This is a genomic window from Priestia sp. 53B2 (genome assembly GCF_056099005.1).
Genome location: NZ_JBLZXA010000027.1, coordinates 399,818 through 420,094, shown reverse-complemented (window position 1 = coordinate 420,094; position 20,277 = coordinate 399,818). Strand labels below are relative to the sequence as shown.

The window sequence follows — 20,277 nt, the reverse complement described above, 5'->3', positions numbered from 1 at the left end:
TATCATACAAGGAGGTTTTTTGAAATGGTAAATGTAAAAGTAGTTGAAAATGGCGTACAGGCAAAAGATACAATCGAACAATTTTTGCGTGAAGGATTTACAAAAGACGAAGTTTATTTACTTGCACACCATCAAGATCGCTCCGAGGATTTAACAGCTGCAACAAATACAAACAATATCGGTCTTTCTGAACAAGGTGTTTTTGATGCGATTGCGAATGTATTTCGTTCTCGAGGAGACGAGCTTCGTGCCAAAATGCGTTCATTAGGATTATCACAGCCGGAAGCTGAACGCTATGAAGAAGAATTAGATCACGGTAAAGTCATCGTCGTTGCATCAAAAGTTGCTTAATCTAAAAGCCCTACAGCAGGGCTTTTTTTATTTTTGTCTTCCTCCCTTCTTACCCTTTCATTAAAGAAGTCATTCATACATATGATTATGAAGATAAGAGTTACTGTGAGGAGTGATATATTTGATTATAGGAATTGAGTACACAAAACGTGTGAAAAATGGATTAGTCGTTAAAAATATTCCTTACAAGATACACGATAAACCTTGTGATGAAGGCTGCTGTAAAAATGATAAAACGATAGGCGTCAGGGACAAATTAAGGGTTAATTGGCTGTTGAATGTTTTTATGCCTAGCAAAAATATGACGGTATTTGATTATAAATATTGGTCAGAGGAATTAACTTCTTTATGGAGAGAGCACCGGAGAAAAACTATATAACACACCTGATAAAAAATCTCCTTGATGAGCAAGGAGATTTTTTTCTATTTACTTCATTTTCTAGCCCCAACGTATTTATTACACATTGCCACAATTTTTATACCTTGAGATGTGGTGACAGTAAATGTACTATCATCGTTGTAAATTGCTGCGTGAGATACTTTTCCTTACACTCATCATAATCAATTTTATATGTAACATTTCTTAGCTGTGTTTATCCTTTTCTGCTGAAGGCAATAATGAAGAAGCATAAACTATAAAAAGTTATGATTAACGTCATTGAGACACTACTTGATTATATAAAGAACTCTTCTACAGATGATTCGCCCCCTCCCCCGCATATTGGTGAGGCTATGGGATGCTGGTTATATTTCACTGCTTTAGCGGAAGAAGTACCCGCCTTAGAAACCTGTCTTAATACAACAACCAACAGTGAACTGCTTAAGCTTATTCAAGACTCAAAAAACCTGGCTGAATCTCAGATTGATACCCTAAAAAAATTAATGGTTAAAGAAGGAATTCTGCTTCCTGAAATACCGGCTACCAAGCCGAAATCCGACCCTAACAGCATTCCATTAGGAGCAAAAGCAACGGATTCTGAAATCGCTAACTTAATATCTGTAAAAGTTGCCTCTAATATCGTCATGTGCAGCACGAATATGGGACAGTCTATTAGAACCGATATTGGATTGATGTGGCTAAAATTCCACACTGAAAAGGTCATATTAGGATCAAAAGTGAAAAGTCTGATGCAGCAAAAAGGCTGGCTTAAAATTCCACCTTATTATTATTCACCTGGAGCACCTCATAACTAATTGAAGTGTTTTAAGGTAAGCAGCATAGATAACCTTACATCTAACACATTTAACGAGGTGCTTGAATATGGATTTCCCTACAATTCATACAAATTTTTGGGACGCAGTCATTGGTGTTCCTGTCGTATTAATCGTGACGCAGCTGATCAAATGGCTTTTCCATCCTAAAAAGCAGTATATTCCGACTATTGCTTTAGCTGTTGGCGTGCTTTTTTCAGTATTTATCAGTCATCCTCATCATATTATTGCCGGATTGTTTATGGGATATTTTTATGGATACGCCGCAATTGGCAGCTATGCCGGTCTTAAAACCACGTGGAGAACGATTAGAAAAGATACGTCTCCTTATTCATCAGACTAAAACACCAGCGAAATATTCGCTGGTTTTTAGTCTTCACTACTTATTTCTTCTGCTCCTAGCTCTTTGGCTAAGTGAACAACCGATTGATTGATTTTCCATACGTAATAAATGTTATGCAGCAGCTGAAGATGCTGTAAATTTCTTGATTGAACGGACGTATCAAAATAATCTAAAGATTGTTCAATCTTTTGTCTTACATCTTCAAGCGTGTGTACATACGTTCCTCGCTCTCCTCGCAACGCTTTTTCAAGCTGAGTGAAGTTGCTTGTCACTTTCTCTTCCACTTCCTTTACTACACCATGAAATTCTAATTCATTATAAAAAGCTTCGTTTCTAGTAGAAGACGCTACTAAATGCTTGGCATAATAATTAATGGCTGTAAAGACGGTCAAAAATTGCTGCAGACGTGAACGGCCAACAAAACCTTTGATAATAGGATCTGAATCGACATGAAGCTGTTTTAGCTTTTTTTCTAATTCCATTCCTTTATCAGCTAAATTGGTAAACGCATGCTGATTCGTAAAACGATGCAAATAAGTTTGCACAAATTCTTTTAAAGCCGATACGTATTCTATTGAAGTGTCCGTTATTTTATCTCTTGTTCTTTTAGGAAATACAAGAGCCGATACGGCTAAACCAATTCCAACTCCTACGACTGTATCTAACACGCGGGCCAGTAACAAGCTCTCTGAAATTCCACCAAGAAGCATATCATACATAAAGGCCAGCATCATCGTAATCCAAAAACTCATAAACGAATACGTAATAGGAAAGAAATAAAAAGCCATAAACACACAGATAAAAAGCAGCGTTACTTCTAGCATTCCGGGGGAAACATAGCTTGCGACAACAAAGCCAACAGCTGCTCCTAAAAGCGTTCCTACACTTCTCTGGACTGCTTTTACAAACGTACTCCCTATTGTTTCTGTACCAAGAAGCACTAAATAACCTGCTAAGAGCGCCCAATATTGGTGCGATGGAGATAAAAACGAGCCAAATACTAGCGTCGCAACAGCAGTGATGACCGCTTGAATAGACTTTTTCGTAGATGGTTTTAATCCTTTTTCTTCATCATTATCCTCTTCGTCTTCTTTTTCTTCCGCTTCTTTTTGAGGCTGTTTTTCTTGTTTCACAATTGCTTGCTGCAGCTCATAGGCTTCATCAATCACGTGATTTGATATCGTTTCGATACGGCGGATTAAGTAAAGCCAATCTTTATACCTTTTGTCTTGAGGTTCAAGTTCACTTAATTTTTGGCGTAGCTCTTGCAGATGCTGAGCTGCATCCGTTAAGGAATGAGTAGGATTTTCATTTAATACTTCCGCTTCGCGAATCGACTCCACTAGCTTTAACAGCAGCTGCTGAATATCAAAATGATTAAATGCTTTTAATTCACTGAGCTTTCGAATCGCCTGGGAATATGTCTGGAGCAGCATAACTGTATCAAATACATAAAGGCGCATCTGTTCAGCTGTTACGCCAGGCCATATGTCGTGGGGATCTGTATTTCCAAGCTCTTCTGATGCTACACGGGCATACTCCGCTAGTTTTTTAATATTGCGGTTATATTGTTTGATTTGAGCCGGTTCAATTTGTTTCTTTTGAATTAACTCAATAATTAAATCAAGCACCAAATTCACTTGAATATGAAATGATTTCATTGAAGACCTCAGCACGTTGGCAGGTCGGTCTTTAAAGATAACAAAATTATAGATAAATGCACAGCAGGCTCCTACTATAACGCCAGCTAACAGCCACGGCAGCTGAGACAATGTGACGTGTAAAATAGAAGCAAAATAAAACGACATAAATGCTACCATCGACAGGGAAAAATAGCGAATACCAAATTTCTGTAAATAAAAAGACAAAAACACCAACAGAACAAGAAAAATATTTTCTGCTTGTCCATATCGTGATAAAAACGAGCCAATTCCGAGAGAAACGGCGCTAGAAAGCGCTACTAAGCCTGTTGTCACTTTTTTTGCTTTTGTTGTTTCATCATTCACAACCAGTATACCCATCAGGCCGATTACGCCCGATAAAATAGCAGCGGTAATTTGTGAGCTTCCCGCTGCTTTTAATACGATCAGCATAATAACAACCGCTGTAATTACGCTAATCGTAGCTTTAGAAGCCGTTTTGAGCCTTTTTCGTCCAGGATCTGCAGCGACTAAGCGACTAAACCAATATGAAAAAATAAACCCCCTCTCCTTTCGTGCTGTAGAGTTCTTTACAGAAAGAGTAATATTATTACTTATACCCTTTTTTATTCTTTTCTATCGTATGTAAGCACGTTTTTCCACTATAACATTGCGAAGGACTAAAGAGCTAAACAAATGCTTAAAAACACATCTATTTTCTGTCAGATGTGTTTTTAAGCATTAATCAGTACTTACAATGTAAGAGAAGAAATTTCCCATCCGTTTGTTAATGGATTTCTTTTTAAAGTAAAAACCATCGTTGTCTTTTGAGCCCCTTTATTCTCGTAATAAATAAGGCAATCTACGGTGATTTTCTCTTTTGTTTTATATTTTTTTGCATGAAATAAGTCCGTTTTATAATAAATAGTGGAGATACTATGCAGTTTTGCCCATAGCTTATGCTCTTGCTTCACGCGCAAAACCGGCTGCATTAAGGCATCATCATCTTGCTTTAATCCTGTTAAAAACATATTGACGACTTCTGCCGGCTCAGCTTTTAATGCATATTCATCAAGTTTTCCTCCTGCTTTTAATACCATTAACTGATGACCTGGATCCACATTTTGAGACTTGTGAGTCGTACTTCCTGCAAAATGAATGCAAAAATGGCCGGGGAACCCATTGTCAAGCGCACCGGCTCCGTGAGGCATTCCATTCATGGAAGCTGCAAGCATTTGGCCTTTAAACGGAATGAGAACAGCTCTTCGGTTCCAGCTCCATTTTCCATTATATAAGTGCTTCATTACTTTCGTATCTTGACGTGTAAGCGGCTGAACATCTGCGTGGTGCGAGCCTGCTCTTCGCTGCACATAAAAGTAAAAACCGGTTTCCACATCGATAACTTTAAATTTTTTCCCCTTCAGCAGTAAGTTTTCTACACGTTTCCACTTTAATACTTTTCCTGTGTCACTTACCGGAAAGTACGTAAGGTTTTCTTCTGCTTTCATCTTTTGGGGATGCACAAAAAAACTAATAAGCATAAAGACTAAAATCATTAATTTTGTCATTGTCTACCCTCATTACCTTGTAGTTTCTCTATGTAATATGCGAAAGTACACATACAAATATAAATAGAAATTTTTACACGCTCGGCTCATGGAAAATAATACAAAAAAGAGCTTATGAATCCTATACATTAAACCGTTCATTTTATTCATACTAACAGGTGAAAGCGAGGTATATGATATGAATTTCACTTGGATGGTTGGACTTTTAATGCTCATTCAACCTCTTTCTACACAAGACCACCTATCTATTACTCATGATGGTAAACCAATTCAACGGATTGAACGGGAAAAAGTGGCTGTTCCTCTTCTTCCTGTACCTATGGTTGATCATGATCGATATAATCTTCTTCTAAAAGAATTGGATAAAAAAACATATAGAGAGCCCATAAATGCCCGGATTGATAAAAGCGGACAAATTGTTCCTGAGCAAGCGGGTGTCAAACTATATCATAAAGATTTTGCGGAGAAATTTTATACTTATTTTTTTAACGGCGGTACGTCAACATTAGAAATCCCGACGCTTCCTGTTCCGCCTCGCGTGGATAAGGAGCTGCTTGCAACGATTCGTATTAAGCAAATCGGTCATTATCATACCGTATTTAACCCTCATAATAAAAATCGTTCTCACAATATTTCTCTTGCGGCTGAATCACTAGACAGCAGCGTCATATTTCCTGGGGAAGTTTTCTCTTTTAATCAAACCGTCGGAAAAAGAACGGCAGCAAAAGGGTATATGCGTGCGCCAATCATTGTAAAAGGAGAGTATTCTGAAGGAGTTGGAGGAGGAATTTGCCAAGTTTCTTCTACTTTATTTAACGCTGTCGATAACGCTGGCGTCACGATTACGCAGCGCTACTCACACAGCCGCAGTGTTTCCTACGTACCTCCTGGGCGAGACGCTACCGTCAGCTGGTATGGACCTGACTTTCATTTTAAAAATACGTATAGTGATCCTTTGTTGATTCGAGCGCAGGTGCACGGGGGAGTCGTAAGCGTGGCCGTTTACTCTACTGATGCGATTGAATATAAGCCTCGCCGCGTGCCTTGGGCTTCTATTGATCAATTGCCGAAAGAGAAAAAAATTGAATCGCATGTTGATACTGAGCCTGCCGATTAATCATCTCTTCCAGCTTTTTATAATGAACATAAAAAAAGCCTAAAGGATATCCTTTAGGCTATTCAGTGATATAATTAGCAGCCGTAGCCGCCACCGTAACCACCGCTATAACAACTACATCCGATAATTACTAATAGAATAAATAATACAACTAATAAAGCGAAACCAGAACCAAATCCACATCCAGCATTAGACATACAAGCACTCCCTTTCAACGTAATTTTCTGTTGCTAAAACAAAGAAGGTTCAAACATGGGGTGTTTCTCATGGATAGGTTATTGTATGTCTGCCTAGACGTTTTGGTTTGCTGTTCTGCTCATTTTTTAAAAATTGGGCTTGTTTTCGTCTTTACAACTCGGAAAATGTAATTCCGTAAAAGTAAAGCTCATTTCCACTCTTCCTTTAAAATCGCGTAACAATATTCATCCCACCATCCTTTTTCAGTTGGAATACATTTTTTAAAATACCCTTCTCTTCTCATCCCGATCTTCTCCATAACACGATAAGAAGACGTATTCTCAGGTTGACAAGTAGCAATAATCCGATGCAGTTTCATTGTGTTAAAACCGTAGTCCACTATTGCTTTTGCCGCTTCTGAAGCATATCCTTTCTGATGATAGAGAGAATTAAATACCCAGCCAATTTCATAAGTATGGTCTCCAAAATAGTTAAAAAAGACGATATGACCAATTAGGTTTTTTTCATTTTTTAATACAACTGGAAAACTTTTAACATTTTCTTTCGTATTTTCATTTACAAATTTCTTCGCATCATCCTTACTAAAAACACCTTTTGGTATGTACTTCATGACATTAGCATCAGATGTATATGCGTAGACATCTTGCCAATCTTCATATTTAAATTTGCGTATTAGTAATCTGTTGGTCTCAATGTTCATGTGGTTCTCCCCTATCTCAAAGCTATCTTTCTATACGCTTGTTTCGATAATGAAGATATAAAAACCTCTTTGCACCAAGTTACTATTGCTTTTGTTGACGCTTCTTTAAAACAAGATAAAGTGACTCTGCGAAAAAGAAAAACAAAAGAGAAAAAAGGACAAATAAAATCTCCTTCACGGCTAGCTTATCCTTTAGGCACCATTGTGTTATTTTTGTCGATTACAATCGCTAGTAATTTTCAAGAACACCTTTACGAAGGCCTACACGTTGCGAGATTTCTTTTACATATGCCACTATTTTCTATCATACCTGTACTGCTTCTGATTATCGCATTTTTAAGGAATAGGAAGAAGCAGCACGAATAGTTGCATCTCTAGTAAATAGAAAGAATAGCCTTAAAATGATCGAGGTGATGTTCGTGTATATATGGTTTTATGATCATTTTGTTAATACCATCTTATTTCCGCTTACTTGTATCATGCTAGTGTGCGTATCATTAGGACTGTATGCATACTTTAAGCTAAAAAAAATGAAAAATTGATACTAGATGGCTATTTCCCACATTCAAAACAAGAAAGATACAACAAGATAAAAAGCAACTGTTATTCCCGCTGCAATTAAAGCTGGCTTTAATTTATACTTGGCATATTCAATAACAGATAAATCTAATATTTTGGCGATGGTATTCGTATCATCGCTTAAAGGTGAAGAAAATGATCCAAATGAACCGCTTGCAAATACTGCACCGATAATCAACGGCAAAGAAAGATCTGCAGAACTTGCAAGCGATACGCCAAGCGGCATTAAAATCCCCCACGTCCCCCAAGCAGACCCGATAAAGTAAGAAATAGCAGCTCCAAAGATAAACATGAACGGGGTGATGAACATATGAGGAATCCACTTGGAATGTGCGGTCACAAAGTTGGAAAACCCCAAGTCTTCTGTAACAGCGGATAATCCCCATACTACCGATAACAACAGAATAACGGACATTAAGTCATTGCCTCCTGTGATAAAACCATTAAGCAAATTCTGTAAGGTAAAGCGCTGAAATAAGAAAAAAATAAGGGTAATTAATATAGTTATAATTAAAGCTACTACCATCGCTTCTAGCACGTCTGCTTTAATAAATGCTTCAAAAAAAGTGTGACTCTTATGATGACCGCTCCACCATGTTAAAAATAAAGTGAACGAAATCACAACAAGTAAAGGCAGTAACAGATTCCAAGGCTTAGAAGGCAAATCCTTCGATACGCAAGGATGACAATCATGCCAATCTTTTTCGTCTTCTTCTTCAAGCTTCATAGGAGCCGTAGATTTTGAATGATGAAAAAAGCTGAAATAAATCCCTACTAAAATAATCACAATTGAAAAGAAATTATAAGGAATGCTTTGAATGAATAAAGAATAAGCGTCTTGCTTTATGCCTTGATGATCAATCGCCATTTGAATGATTGATACCATATATCCGACAAATGCGGTTGCCACGGGAATTAAGACGATAACAGGAGTAGCAGTTGTTTCAATAACAAACCCTAGCTCTGCTGTCGTCATTTTCACTTTTTTCAGCAGCGCTCTCATAATGGGCGCGATTGTAACAAAACGAAATGTGGGAGCACTGAATGTTCCAATGGTTGAAACATAGGTTAAAATAAGGGCTTTTTTTCTTGTATCAATTCTTTCAGCAGCTGTTTCCACAAAACCTTTAACTCCTCCAGCCGTCTTAATCATTCCGATAAGCCCTGAAAACGCGTATAAAAAGGCGACGATTTCTATATTACTTTTATTTCTAAGAGCTTGTACAACGTAGTGAAGTAGTTTTTCAACACCTCCTATAATCGAATGATCAATCAAATAAGCGCCTACTAATAGGCCTAAAAACAACCCTGGCAGCACTTGTTTGGTGAAAATAGCTATTGGAATAACAATTAAAAACGGTATAATTGAAAACCAACTAGATTCCATAGGACTCTCCCCTATCTTAAAAACCATATTAGATGTCTTCACGTATCGTTCATTAGCTTTTAATGTAACCCCAATATTATGTGTATATTCACGAAAACAACACGTATAAGCAGTACGGCTTTAATAAAATATTTCTGATTAAAAACAGCATAATAAAACTCTTTATTTCTACAACAAAAAAAAGCAGTTTGCACATGCAAACTGCTTTTGAAAAGAAGCGGAAGACGAGGTTCGAACTCGCGACCCCCACCTTGGCAAGGTGGTGTTCTACCACTGAACTACTTCCGCACATATATGAAAATAAAGATGCGGGTGAAGGGACTTGAACCCCCACGTCATAAGACACTAGATCCTAAGTCTAGCGCGTCTGCCAATTCCGCCACACCCGCGTGTGAATTAAAAGATAACTCCAAAATGGCAGGGGCAGTAGGAATCGAACCCACACTGACGGTTTTGGAGACCGTAGTTCTACCTTTAAACTATGCCCCTAGAAATGATTTTCTAAAAGAACCTCGTTTATCAACGACGCTATATTATAATAAAACATATATAGAAATTCGTCAATAGGTCTTTTTAAAAGTCATGACTAGGACTAGCAATTCAAAAAAAACTGTGAGGCATATCACAGCTTTTCACACATTCCCTTCACCACCTGCAGTCCTTTTTAATTTTAATATCGACTATTTGTTTTTAGAGACTCTGCTGTAACACAGTACTATACAAAATGTCTCCAAAATCGTGTAAAGACCGAAAGAATATGTAGCAGTGCAGATTTTACAGGAGGCGCGTTTTTTTGAGAATCCGTATTAAAATCCACAGGTTCTCCCTCATTTCCCACAAGCGTACTGTGAGAAATTTTAGTTTCAATAGCTCCTGTTAACTCGGCTGCAAATTCTTCACTATCTATCATAACCATGGATTCAGTATTTAAAAATGCAGAGCGTGAATCTAAGTTAAAAGAACCAACTGCACTTAAACGCTGATCATAAACAACAGATTTCCCGTGAATTGAATAAGGCTTTTGATATTCATAAAGCTTTGAACCAGCTTTTATGACGCGATTCTTCACTCCCAAGTATGCAGAAAAAGCCATAGCATTTGGAGTGGATGTAATAGAATTAGTTAAAATAATTCTTTGCACTTTTGGTTTTACTTGCTTATCTATATACTGTTCCATCTCTTTTGTTGGTACGATATAAGGGCTTTGAACAACAATGGATTTTTCAGCTTGTTGCGAAAGCTTAATAAATGTTTTCCATATAAAAGGACTTTTATTCATTCTTTGAATAGGATTTGTAATAAAAGAAACTTTTCTTGTAGGCATCGTTGATTCTCTCCATACAATATAAGGATGGACAAAAGGTTCGTTTGCTTTTTTGGCCTCTTCGTATTGATCTATCAACAACTTTTTTCCTGAAAGACCACGAAATTGTTTAGTTTTCTTGAGCTTTGGAAAAGCTTTGCGTGTATACGGATGATTCCATAATTTCTCTATATACTTCTCCATTGAGAGAATAACACTATGACTTTCTTGCTTTGTGTTATAAATCAGCACATCACGGTCATAGACAAAATTTTTATCTGGTTGACTGGCCAAGTATTTATCTCCAATATTTCGTCCTCCACTAATACCTAATTGGCCATCGACTACTATTATTTTATCGTGAAGACGATTATGCCATGTCCAAGGTTTAAAAATAGTAAAGGGCTCATAGTACTTTAATTCAATATTATCGTGGAAAGCTAAAGCATAAAGAACATTTTTTCTCTTACCTTTTAACCCATGAGAGATCCCATCTAACAGCACGCGAATACGTATACCTCGATCGGCAGCTTCGAATAAAGCGCCCATAAGTAAATCCGAAGAACGACCTTTACCGATGGAAAAATACGCAATATCGATTGTATGCCTCGCTTCTTGAATCATCTGCATTCGAACAAGCCCTGAAAAATAACCGTTTTCCAAAAGCATAACTCGGTCTGTGGATTCTTTCTTCCCGTAAAAATTCTCAGTATTCATTACTTTTAAGTCTTTTCCCTTGTGCAAAGGGACATAAAACAGTACCACTGCAGTTGCGAATACATATATGAAGTACAATACGACAATCATTATGAGTATATTTATTAGCATGTTTCCTGTCACAATCCCTTTCCATTCTTATCGTTCTGTTTTTATTAGGATTCTTACTTTTTTAACTTCTATACCTTTTAAAATAAGAATGGAATGATGGATTACTTGTTACACCACTGTTGATTTCCGTTCAAGTCTTCGCCTTTCCTTCTAAACAACAGCTAGAAGCAATTATATTCACGAAACCTACGTTTACACTACCAATAAAAAAATCCGAACGCGTTTGATTCTCCATCAAGAATCAAACGCGTTCGGATCTTCCTTCAAGTAACATGCTTTTGTTCCAGCCTCTTTCAAATAGATATGCTTATTGTAAAAATAATTCTCAATTTTTTCTTTATACATATTTAAGGAGATATATGGTTTATTATGGTTTTAAGATAACTTTCGTACATTCATCCTGATGATTGTTAAACATTTCATAGGCTTCACTTGCTTGATTAAGAGGGATTCTATGAGAAATTATTTCTGTAGGATCAAACTCCCTATCTGTAATTTTTTTAAATAATTCTGGCATGTAATGAATTACTGGAGCCTGTCCCATTTTTAAAGTAATGTTTCTTTCAAAAATGTTCCCAAGAGGAAACATATTATATATCGATCCATATACACCTGTTAGCTGAATTGTCCCAAATTTCCTTACTGCTTTTAAGGCAATTTGAATAGCACTTAACGTTCCTCCTTGCAGCTTGAGTTTTTGTTCAATCGCTTCTACTGGTGATTTCTTTCCATCCATTCCTACACAATCAATTACAACATCTGCTCCACCACCGGTTACCTCTTTGATATAGCTTCCCATATCGCCGTATTTATCAAAATTAAAGCACTCTACGTTATTCATTTGTTTAGCTCGTTTTAATCTATATGGAACGTTATCAACAGCGATGACCCGTTTAGCACCTTTCATCCATGCAAACTTTTGAGTCATTAATCCAATGGGGCCGCTGCCAAGAACCACTACTGTATCCCCAGGTCCAACTCCGGAATTTTCTACACTCCAATAAGCGGTTGGCAGAACATCAGACATAAATAACAATGCCTCATCATCAAGCTCACAGGAGGGCGGAATTAAAAATGGCATAAAATTCTCAAAGGGAACACGTAATAGTTCAGCCTGTCCTCCTGGGTGATTCCCGTATCGTTCAGTGAACCCAAAGTATCCTCCTGTATCGATTTCCTTATTAGGATTAGAGTTATCACATTGACTTTCTAAATCATGCTGACAATAATAACAGGTCCCGCACGAAATATTGAACGGTAAAACTACTCTATCTCCTTTTTTTACTTTTGTTACCTCTGGACCCACTTCTTCTACAATTCCCATTGGTTCATGGCCAATAACGTATCCTTTTTCAGCAGGGAGAGCACCTTGGTAGATATGTAAATCCGAACCGCAAATAGCTGTAGATGTAATCCTAACAATAATGTCGTCTTTTTTCTTCAAAGATGGATCTTCTACTTCTTTTACTTGGATATCCTTTGCACCTTGAAAAGTTACTGCTTTCATAATCACCCTCCTTAATTAAATTACTACTCTATACCCTTAATGTCCCAAAATATGTATATGTATGGCTAGAAATTTATTTAGCCTTCATTTAGATTAAAAAATGAGCGTAAATACTTCTTACACAACAAAAAAGCAGAAGTTCATTATCTTCTGCTTTTACAATTTATACTCTCTATTGTGAACCTGCTCTAAGTAAAACAGCGGCTCTTTTATTGATTAAGGTCGTTCTCCATATCTTTTATATCTTGCTGAAACTCTGTTAAACGCTGACGCTGTGTTTCAGAAGCATTTTCAAGCGCATTCTCAATTTGCTGAGAGGCTTCATTCACTTCACCTATCGCTTGCTTCGCTTCATGGCCGTACGATGCATCATTTTTAGCTTCATTTGCCTGTTCATATGCATCTACTGCTTCTTTATGCCCCTGCTGTGCTGCTTGAAACGATTGTTGTTTATCTTTGTTGTATGGGAATTTTTTCATCATAGTACTCCTTTCCATTTGTTCACTCTTTAGTGTGGCATTTTTCTACTTATTCATACGACGCTTCAATAGGTTAAAGCTAAGTGAATATTCCTCATAACAAACCTCTCAATCATATAAGAGCCCTAGAGAATATCTTCTATATAATTAAAAATTTTCCATATTTTACAGAAATGTATTATCACTTTCTTTAGCGGACATCATACGAATAGCTTATCTGAACGAAAAAATGTATTGGGGTTGACTGCATGCACTTGTTTCTTTCCTTTTTAATCATTCGCTCAGGTATTATATGGATATAAATGAAAAAATTACCTCAACACTCTCATAAAAAGGAACGGAACATTTTTATTGTGTTCATGACAATCAGTATCATAATCGCTCTTGCAAAAATCTTTCGGTTGCCTCTACCGAACCCTTCTGGTTGGGTAGAAGTAATGTTTCACCCTTTAAGTCACTTATTATTCCGTTGGATCACTTAATTAGTGTATATGGCAAAAGGATGTGCTCATTTTGCTTAATGAAATCAATATTTCAGCTGCGCAGTTTCGCAAATTAGTAACTTTGTATAGCATCGGAAGCACAATTATTGTTGTACCTGCCGCTATTACAGCTGATGCTCATCAAGATGCCTGGATTGCCGCACTCTTCGGTGTTGCATTAGGAATTGGCTTAGTTTTGCTTTTTACCTCACTAGGAAAAATGTTTCCAACGCTTACGCTGATGGAGCTGATGGAAATGAACGAAAAAATTTTAGGCAAACTATTTGGAAAGATTGTTTCTGCTGTTTTTGTGTTATCCAATTTATTCATCAGCAGTCAAGTTCTTTACTATGTAGGTAATTTTCTCACTACACAAATTCTTCCCTACACGCCGCTGACAGCCATCCACATTGCATTTATGGATGTGGTCGTCGTAGGAGTACGCCTAGGAATAGAAGTTATTGCACGAAGTGCCGAGATTTTATTTCCTTGGTTTGTCGGATTATTCGGACTTCTCATTTTGTCTATGATCCCTCAAATTAAAATAGAGCATATTCAGCCTGTGTTCGAAATCCATCCAAAAGCTTTTATTCGTGCTGTTTTAACCTTTTTAAGCATGAGTTCTTTGACTTATACGATTCTGCTTATGATTTTCCCTTCTCATACACCAGACACAAAAAAGGCAACTCAATCCTTTTATATAGGTAATATAGCCGGTGGACTAGTGATGGTTACGTTAATCTTACTCGGAATTTTAGTGCTTGGTCCTTATTACTCCCAAATCACCATGTTTCCAAGCTATGAATTAGGTAGAAGAATTGATGTAGGAAACTTTCTCCAAGGAATTGAAGTAGTCATTGCTATTTTGTGGTTTATTACTCTCTTTTTTAAGCTTTGCATTTATTTTTACGCTACTCTTTTAGGGTTTGCCAACGTATTTCATATAAAGGATTACAAACTATTTTCGTTTCCAGTAGCCCTCATCATGATTACTCTTTCTCTTATTGTGTATCCAAGCGTTTCTTATCAAAAGGAATGGGATACAAAAACGTGGATTCCCTACAGCTTACTTGTAGGCATCTTATATCCGCTTTTCCTTTTAATTGCAGGGTTTATTCAAAACAAAAAGCAGCGCTCTTCTAGCAGCGACTAAAAAATTAAAAACCTGTAATAGAGAAGGCGTCTTCAGTATAAGCACTTATTTTTTTGGAAAATTAACATTAATTATTCACGTATAGGAGCTAGTGTATGCTAGGGGTATTGGGATTACTTATTATTTGCACGCTCGTCATTTGGTTTGAAGCACCTAAACTGCGGCTAAAAAAAGCGAAGAAAGAACTGTGGGTATTCTACACAGTTCTTGCAATCGGAATGACCGTAAGCATTTGTAAAACGCTTGGTTTGAATGTTCCAAATCCTTCAGTGAAAGTATATATAGCTCTCGGACTTTTATTTAAAGATAAAAATCTGATAGAAATTAATGAAGCAGTGTTTGGAAAATATCTAGGAAAAGGTGTATCTTGTTTATTCGTCACGTCTACTGTCATAACATGCAGCCGCATTGTATACTACGTGGGGAGTTTTTTAAATACACATATTATAATAGAAACTCCGCTGATTGCTATTCACATTATTTTTATGCTTGTGGTTGTGTTCGGAGCAAGACTCGGACTAGAAACAAACGCACGCTGCTGTGAAATATTTTTCCCTTGGTTTATTGGCCTTCTCGGAATTTTCATCTTCTCACTGACTCCTCAAATGAAAGTCGAAAACCTTATGCCTTTATTAGATATTCACTTAAAGCCGCTGACTCATTCGGTTTTCACCTTTCTTAGCATCACTTATTTTACTTTTGCTCCTTTAATGATGGTATTTCCTCTTTATTTAAGAAAACCTGAAAAAGGTGCTAAAGCTTTAATGAGCGGAAGTCTGTTAGGTGGATTTATTATGGTAGCAATTATTCTCTTTTGTATAATGGTTATTGGCTCTTACCATTCTTCAACTACCATGTTTCCTGTATACGAAATGGCTAAGCGAATTGAGCTGGGGAATTTTTTGCAAGGAATTGAAGTAATTATTGCTATTATATGGTTTCTTACTCTTTTCTTTAAAGTTTCTCTTTATTTTCATGCTTCTATCGCTGGGCTTTGCCACATTTTTAACGTCAACGAAACTCGATTTCTAACGTTACCGATGGGGTTAATCGTTACAACTTTTTCTATTATCGTTTATCCAACCATTATCTATCAAAAAACATGGTTAGCTGAAACGTGGATTCCCTATAGTTTTTTCGTAGGGGCTTTTTATCCTTTTATTCTCCTTATTATAGGCTGGATCCGCTTTAGACCTGCTAAAATAAAAAAAATAATAAAATCTACATAAAAAAAGCAGGTAGTCACCTGCTTTTTTATCCTTGAAGCGCTTGAAGACCTGCTTGATTTAAGAAGTGCCAAGGCTTATTAAAATGCGGTTGAAAGAAAAAGTCCATAAATCCAAGCTCATCGATGGTCATTTCCTGTTGTACGCATACAGACAATGTATTGATTGCTTGAGTAGCATCAATTTTAGAAATAACCTGTGCGCCTACAATTCGTCTTGTTTCTTCTTCATATACTACTTTTAACGTAATATTTTCGTACGTTGGCATGAATTCTGGTCGGTTATTCTCTGATATTGTGATACTTTTCACATTCATATCAAAAAGAGAAGCTGCTGTTTCTGTTATGCCGGTAGATGCAACATTGTAATCATAAATATGCAAGCCTGATGTTCCTTGTGTTCCCATATACTTAATCGTCGGCTTAACAAGGTTTTGAGCTACTAACGTTCCCATTCTAACCGCATTGGTAGCAAGCGGAATATAAGCATGTTTCTTAATCGGATTGTAGTAAATGGCACAGCTATCTCCGGCAGCAAATATATCTTTTTTGCTTGTTTGCATATATTCATCAACCACAATTGCGCCGTTTGGAAGCATGTCTACTTGTCCTTTTACTAAGTCTGTATTTGGACGGAAACCAACACACAGAATAACAAGATCCGCTTCGTATTCGCCTTCAGTTGTCACTACTTTTTCAACAGATCCCTCATTACCTACAAATTTAGTAACCGCTTGGTTTAATGCTAATTTAACTCCTCGATTTTCAAACTCAGTTTCCATTAGATTCGTAAATTCTGGATCAAGATATTTATTTAAAATGCGATCAGCACTATCAATAAACGTGACTTCTTTTCCATATACTTCGAATGCTTCTACTAATTCTGCACCAATATAGCCCGCACCAATTACGGCTATTTTCTTCGCTTGCTTCGCTTTTTCAATAATGTGATTAGCATGCTGATAGTTTTTACAAAGCACAACATTGTTTAAATCGATGCCTTCAAGGTTTGGAATAATCGGCCATGAGCCAGTTGTCATCACTAATTTATCAAATGTATCTTCAAATTCTTCGTTGGTTTCTAAATTTCGTACAGCTATTTTTTTACCATCTGTATCAATATTCGTAACTTCATGTTTCATTTTCATATTTACACCCATCTCTTGCAATTCAGACGGTGAAGAGTAAAATAAACCATTTGCATCTTTTACGACCCCGCCTACATAGAGCGCAATTCCACAAGACAAAAATGAAACATTATCATTTCGCTCATAAACTGTAATTTTAGCTTCTGGATAAAGTTCTGCCATATTTTTTACTGCTGCCGTTCCTGCATGTGTACAACCTACTACTGCAATTTTCATAGATGATATCCCCCTTAGGATTATAGAAAATATGATATTGTGAAGTTTTTCACATATATTGTGAAATGTTTCACAAATATTTTACAATTCTTATTATACAAACATGTTTGTCCTTTTTCAAGACATATGTGAAAAAAATCACATACTTTTTTTAAAAAATATGTTACAGGGTTCTTTAAATAGCTTTGAATCTTGATATGATGCGCTGCTGATGAAAAACTTCATCAGCTTGTTTTTTTACGTAGAAACTCACTATCCAATGCACTCTCCATCCAAAAAAATAAGACGGATAAAAGAGTCACCGCTAAAATAGATACACGGATTCCGCTCACAAGCGAGTCTGCTATATAAACTGATAGAAAAGTAAAAAATATATCTACAAAAGCTGCAGATGTTACAAATAGTACTCTATTCAGTCTGGCATTCTTCATTAAAAAAATGAGTGCCTTTGAAAAAAGCTCTGTGATAGAGCCAAATACAAAAATTAAAAATAGAAATAAACATATGGCCCAGTAGGACTCATATTCCACTCCCATTACTTTAAGGAAGCCTATAAAACCAAAAAAGTAGCTTCCCATTAGTATCGCTAAAATGATTAGTACCATCGCTCCTACTATAAAGAACGCGATTAAACGATCCATTCCCCTGCTTTTTCTTTTCATTCTTCCACTCCACCTTACTTGCTCATCACTTAATCCATATTATACGAAAAAAGTGCGATACCGTGGTATCGCACTTTTATACATTATTTATCTTTTTTATCTTGAAGAGCTTGTTTTAAAGCATCCCCCAAGCTTGAACCAAATGCTCCGTCATCATTATATTTGTTAAGAAGCTTTCGTTCTTCTCGTTTTGAAATCTTTTTCTTTTTGTCCTCAGCTTTCTCCACTACTTGACATGAACGACATTGGAAGTATGTACCCGCTTTTCCTGAGTGAATTTCCATTCGCTTATGACACTGCGGACAGCGTCGATTTGATAGTTTAGGGTCTTTTGCGCGTCTATAGCTGCACTCCAGGCTTGAACAAACGAGCACTCTTCCTTGCTTTGTTTTCTTTTCTTTCAAGAAAGAACCACATTCCGGACATTTAGAGCCCGTTAAATTATGAGGTTTGTACGTTTGATTACTCGTTTTTACTTGCTTAACTAGCTTTTCTGTTTGTTCGCGAATATTTGTTAAAAACTCTTTTGCATTTCCTTTTCCTTTAGCAATTGCTTCTAAGTCACGTTCCCATTTAGCCGTAAGCTCAGGCGACTTTAACTCATCTGCTACTAGGTCAATCAGTTGCTTCCCTTTTTTGGTTGCGTGCAGACGATTGTTTTGGCGATCAATGGATTCATTTTGCAGAAGTTTTTCAATAATATCTGCACGTGTTGCCGGAGTACCTAAATTATGTTTTTCCATTTGTCCAAGAAGATCCGCTTCTGTATAGCGCTGCGGCGGCTCTGTAAATGCACTTTTCATCGTTACATCTTGAATGAGCAGCTTGCTGCCTTCTTCCATATCAGGCAGCTTCACCGTTGCTTCTGAGTCTCCACCGGAAACTTTTTTGAAGCCTGCATTCACGACTTGCTTTCCGCTTGCTACTAACTGTTCCCCATTTACTTCAAGCTCTGCTTTAACCACTTCATATTCATATGCAGGATAAAATAATGAAATAAATCGCTTTGCAATTAAGTCATACAGCTTTCGTTCATCAGCTGATAAGTCCTGTAGAAATACAGGCTGATCCGTTACGATAATAGCATGGTGATCACTTACTTTTTCGTTATTAACCACTCGCTTTGGCAGCTGTGCATTTCTTAAAATTGGACGAACCTCTTCTTTATATACAGCAGAGATGCTTTCCAAACGCTCTTTCATAGTAGAAACCATATCTGTTGTTAAATAACGAGAATCTGTACGTGGATACGTGACTAACTTATGCTGTTCATATAACTTTTGAAGTACATTCAATGTCTTCTTAGCAGAGAAGTTAAAGCGTTTGTTAGCATCTCGCTGCAGTTCGTTTAAGTCATAAGGAAGCGGCTGCGCTTCTTTATGCATTTTGCGCTTAATTGTTTTTACAACTGCCTCACCTGATAATTTTGAGTGCAGCTCTTTTGCGCGTTTTTCATCAAAAATGCGCTTTTCATTGCCTTTTTGCCAAGCCGCTTCAAAAGATGAAAACTGAGCTGTGAGCGTCCAATATTCACTAGGTTTGAATGTGTTAATTACTTGTTCACGCTCAATTATCATCGCAAGCGTCGGAGTTTGTACCCTTCCTGCCGACAATGGTTCTTCATATTTAGTCGTTAACGCTCTCGTCACGTTTAAACCGATAAGCCAATCAGCTTCTGAACGGCAAACGGCTGAATCATACAAGCGATTAAACTCTGTTCCTGGTTTTAACTGTTTAAACCCGTCACGAATTGCTTTATCCGTTTGAGACGAAATCCAAAGGCGTTTAAACGGCTTGTTCCAGCGTACCTTTTCCATAATCCAGCGTGCTACAAGTTCTCCTTCACGCCCTGCATCAGTCGCAATAATTAGCTCTCCAATATCCTTTCTTTTTGCTAGATCGGATACTGTGCGAAACTGAGAACTCACTTTACGAATTACTTTTAATTTCATTTTCTCAGGCATGATTGGCAGATCTTCTAATCGCCACGTTTTATATTGGTTATCATAATCCTCTGGTGTTTGTAATTCAACTAAATGACCGAGTGCCCATGTTACGACATACTTTGGTCCTTCAATATACCCTTTTTTTGTTTGTGTGCTGCCAAGTACGCGTGCAAGATCACGTGCTACACTTGGCTTTTCTGCTAATACAAGTGATTTCATTTTATGTATACCTC

The 20,277-nt window shown here is 37.0% G+C and carries 18 protein-coding genes, 3 tRNA genes and 1 pseudogene; 8 read left to right on the top strand and 14 right to left on the bottom strand.

The window, feature by feature from the left end:
* Positions 1-24: 24 nt before the first annotated feature.
* The 4 genes from ACN6NE_RS22660 to ACN6NE_RS22645 all read left to right on the top strand — a co-directional run bounded on the left by ACN6NE_RS22660 (position 25) and on the right by ACN6NE_RS22645 (position 1,906).
* Complete coding sequence (locus ACN6NE_RS22660) at positions 25-351, top strand: YflT domain-containing protein (protein ID WP_013056955.1); 327 nt, start codon at positions 25-27, stop codon at positions 349-351.
* A 121-nt stretch (positions 352-472) separates the two neighbouring features.
* Positions 473-730, top strand: coding sequence for a hypothetical protein (locus ACN6NE_RS22655; protein WP_474327378.1), 258 nt, complete (start codon positions 473-475; stop codon positions 728-730).
* 353 nt (positions 731-1,083) lie between these two features.
* Positions 1,084-1,545 (top strand): DUF3231 family protein, encoded by a 462-nt coding sequence (locus ACN6NE_RS22650; RefSeq protein ID WP_240530759.1) that lies wholly within the window; start codon positions 1,084-1,086, stop codon positions 1,543-1,545.
* A 67-nt stretch (positions 1,546-1,612) separates the two neighbouring features.
* Positions 1,613-1,906, top strand: coding sequence for a hypothetical protein (locus ACN6NE_RS22645; protein ID WP_474327376.1), 294 nt, complete (start codon positions 1,613-1,615; stop codon positions 1,904-1,906).
* Positions 1,907-1,932: 26 nt separating this feature from the next.
* On the opposite strand, the gene ACN6NE_RS22640 is transcribed toward ACN6NE_RS22645, so the two are convergent.
* Entirely contained in the window at positions 1,933-3,999 is a 2,067-nt protein-coding gene (locus ACN6NE_RS22640) for an FUSC family protein (protein ID WP_474327374.1), read from the bottom strand.
* 299 nt (positions 4,000-4,298) lie between these two features.
* Positions 4,299-5,114: a hypothetical protein gene (locus ACN6NE_RS22635; RefSeq protein WP_129708999.1), complete on the bottom strand. Its 816-nt coding sequence runs from the start codon at positions 5,112-5,114 to the stop codon at positions 4,299-4,301.
* Positions 5,115-5,292: 178 nt separating this feature from the next.
* Here ACN6NE_RS22635 and ACN6NE_RS22630 point away from each other — a divergent pair, with 178 nt between their 5' ends.
* Positions 5,293-6,231: a VanW family protein gene (locus ACN6NE_RS22630; RefSeq protein ID WP_474327372.1), complete on the top strand. Its 939-nt coding sequence runs from the start codon at positions 5,293-5,295 to the stop codon at positions 6,229-6,231.
* Between the two features lie 74 nt (positions 6,232-6,305).
* On the opposite strand, the gene ACN6NE_RS22625 is transcribed toward ACN6NE_RS22630, so the two are convergent.
* Positions 6,306-6,428 carry a YjcZ family sporulation protein gene (locus tag ACN6NE_RS22625; RefSeq protein WP_013056948.1) on the bottom strand — a complete coding sequence of 41 codons (123 nt, stop codon included), beginning with the start codon at positions 6,426-6,428 and terminating at the stop codon, positions 6,306-6,308.
* A gap of 188 nt (positions 6,429-6,616) precedes the next feature.
* Positions 6,617-7,129 (bottom strand): GNAT family N-acetyltransferase, encoded by a 513-nt coding sequence (locus tag ACN6NE_RS22620; protein ID WP_474327369.1) that lies wholly within the window; start codon positions 7,127-7,129, stop codon positions 6,617-6,619.
* A 159-nt stretch (positions 7,130-7,288) separates the two neighbouring features.
* Here ACN6NE_RS22620 and ACN6NE_RS22615 point away from each other — a divergent pair.
* Positions 7,289-7,495 (top strand): annotated as a pseudogene (locus ACN6NE_RS22615) (spore gernimation protein KB); the annotation flags it as partial.
* A 199-nt stretch (positions 7,496-7,694) separates the two neighbouring features.
* On the opposite strand, the gene ACN6NE_RS22610 reads toward ACN6NE_RS22615, so the two are convergent.
* The 7 genes from ACN6NE_RS22610 to ACN6NE_RS22580 form a co-directional block, all read right to left on the bottom strand.
* Complete coding sequence (locus tag ACN6NE_RS22610) at positions 7,695-9,095, bottom strand: Na+/H+ antiporter NhaC family protein (protein WP_474327367.1); 1,401 nt, start codon at positions 9,093-9,095, stop codon at positions 7,695-7,697.
* Between the two features lie 216 nt (positions 9,096-9,311).
* Positions 9,312-9,383, bottom strand: a tRNA-Gly gene (locus ACN6NE_RS22605).
* A 19-nt stretch (positions 9,384-9,402) separates the two neighbouring features.
* Positions 9,403-9,484 (bottom strand) — tRNA-Leu (locus tag ACN6NE_RS22600).
* A 26-nt stretch (positions 9,485-9,510) separates the two neighbouring features.
* Positions 9,511-9,584: transfer RNA gene (locus ACN6NE_RS22595), tRNA-Trp, on the bottom strand.
* Positions 9,585-9,810: 226 nt separating this feature from the next.
* Complete coding sequence (locus tag ACN6NE_RS22590; protein WP_474327750.1) at positions 9,811-11,205, bottom strand: phospholipase D-like domain-containing protein; 1,395 nt, start codon at positions 11,203-11,205, stop codon at positions 9,811-9,813.
* A 388-nt stretch (positions 11,206-11,593) separates the two neighbouring features.
* Positions 11,594-12,733, bottom strand: coding sequence for a zinc-dependent alcohol dehydrogenase (locus tag ACN6NE_RS22585; RefSeq protein WP_474327366.1), 1,140 nt, complete (start codon positions 12,731-12,733; stop codon positions 11,594-11,596).
* A gap of 209 nt (positions 12,734-12,942) precedes the next feature.
* Positions 12,943-13,212 carry a hypothetical protein gene (locus tag ACN6NE_RS22580; RefSeq protein ID WP_014460213.1) on the bottom strand — a complete coding sequence of 90 codons (270 nt, stop codon included), beginning with the start codon at positions 13,210-13,212 and terminating at the stop codon, positions 12,943-12,945.
* 504 nt (positions 13,213-13,716) lie between these two features.
* Between ACN6NE_RS22580 and ACN6NE_RS22575 the strand changes: the two genes are divergently transcribed.
* Together ACN6NE_RS22575 and ACN6NE_RS22570 are read left to right on the top strand one after the other, a co-directional pair.
* The gene (locus tag ACN6NE_RS22575; protein ID WP_474327364.1) at positions 13,717-14,847 is read left to right on the top strand and encodes a GerAB/ArcD/ProY family transporter; all 1,131 of its coding nucleotides are present in this window, start codon (positions 13,717-13,719) and stop codon (positions 14,845-14,847) included.
* A 95-nt stretch (positions 14,848-14,942) separates the two neighbouring features.
* Positions 14,943-16,076 (top strand): GerAB/ArcD/ProY family transporter, encoded by a 1,134-nt coding sequence (locus tag ACN6NE_RS22570; RefSeq protein WP_474327362.1) that lies wholly within the window; start codon positions 14,943-14,945, stop codon positions 16,074-16,076.
* Positions 16,077-16,101: 25 nt separating this feature from the next.
* Here ACN6NE_RS22570 and ACN6NE_RS22565 read toward each other — a convergent pair whose 3' ends face one another.
* The 3 genes from ACN6NE_RS22565 to ACN6NE_RS22555 form a co-directional block, all read right to left on the bottom strand.
* Positions 16,102-17,436 (bottom strand): FAD-dependent oxidoreductase, encoded by a 1,335-nt coding sequence (locus ACN6NE_RS22565; RefSeq protein WP_474327360.1) that lies wholly within the window; start codon positions 17,434-17,436, stop codon positions 16,102-16,104.
* Positions 17,437-17,660: 224 nt separating this feature from the next.
* On the bottom strand, positions 17,661-18,098 hold the full coding sequence (locus ACN6NE_RS22560; RefSeq protein WP_129708973.1) for a YrvL family regulatory protein: 438 nt from the start codon (positions 18,096-18,098) through the stop codon (positions 17,661-17,663).
* Between the two features lie 83 nt (positions 18,099-18,181).
* Positions 18,182-20,263: a DNA topoisomerase III gene (locus ACN6NE_RS22555; RefSeq protein ID WP_474327358.1), complete on the bottom strand. Its 2,082-nt coding sequence runs from the start codon at positions 20,261-20,263 to the stop codon at positions 18,182-18,184.
* Positions 20,264-20,277: the final 14 nt, after the last annotated feature.

Coding starts and splice junctions, on each gene's coding strand:
- ACN6NE_RS22585 (WP_474327366.1), bottom strand. CDS start 12,733: ATGAAAGCAGTAACTTTTCAAGGTGCAAAGGATATCCAAGTAAAAGAA.
- ACN6NE_RS22625 (WP_013056948.1), bottom strand. CDS start 6,428: ATGTCTAATGCTGGATGTGGATTTGGTTCTGGTTTCGCTTTATTAGTT.
- ACN6NE_RS22630 (WP_474327372.1), top strand. CDS start 5,293: ATGAATTTCACTTGGATGGTTGGACTTTTAATGCTCATTCAACCTCTT.
- ACN6NE_RS22640 (WP_474327374.1), bottom strand. CDS start 3,999: ATGCTGATCGTATTAAAAGCAGCGGGAAGCTCACAAATTACCGCTGCT.
- ACN6NE_RS22580 (WP_014460213.1), bottom strand. CDS start 13,212: ATGAAAAAATTCCCATACAACAAAGATAAACAACAATCGTTTCAAGCA.
- ACN6NE_RS22560 (WP_129708973.1), bottom strand. CDS start 18,098: ATGAAAAGAAAAAGCAGGGGAATGGATCGTTTAATCGCGTTCTTTATA.
- ACN6NE_RS22590 (WP_474327750.1), bottom strand. CDS start 11,205: ATGATTGTCGTATTGTACTTCATATATGTATTCGCAACTGCAGTGGTA.
- ACN6NE_RS22565 (WP_474327360.1), bottom strand. CDS start 17,436: ATGAAAATTGCAGTAGTAGGTTGTACACATGCAGGAACGGCAGCAGTA.
- ACN6NE_RS22660 (WP_013056955.1), top strand. CDS start 25: ATGGTAAATGTAAAAGTAGTTGAAAATGGCGTACAGGCAAAAGATACA.
- ACN6NE_RS22555 (WP_474327358.1), bottom strand. CDS start 20,263: ATGAAATCACTTGTATTAGCAGAAAAGCCAAGTGTAGCACGTGATCTT.
- ACN6NE_RS22570 (WP_474327362.1), top strand. CDS start 14,943: ATGCTAGGGGTATTGGGATTACTTATTATTTGCACGCTCGTCATTTGG.
- ACN6NE_RS22610 (WP_474327367.1), bottom strand. CDS start 9,095: ATGGAATCTAGTTGGTTTTCAATTATACCGTTTTTAATTGTTATTCCA.
- ACN6NE_RS22620 (WP_474327369.1), bottom strand. CDS start 7,129: ATGAACATTGAGACCAACAGATTACTAATACGCAAATTTAAATATGAA.
- ACN6NE_RS22650 (WP_240530759.1), top strand. CDS start 1,084: ATGGGATGCTGGTTATATTTCACTGCTTTAGCGGAAGAAGTACCCGCC.
- ACN6NE_RS22635 (WP_129708999.1), bottom strand. CDS start 5,114: ATGACAAAATTAATGATTTTAGTCTTTATGCTTATTAGTTTTTTTGTG.
- ACN6NE_RS22645 (WP_474327376.1), top strand. CDS start 1,613: ATGGATTTCCCTACAATTCATACAAATTTTTGGGACGCAGTCATTGGT.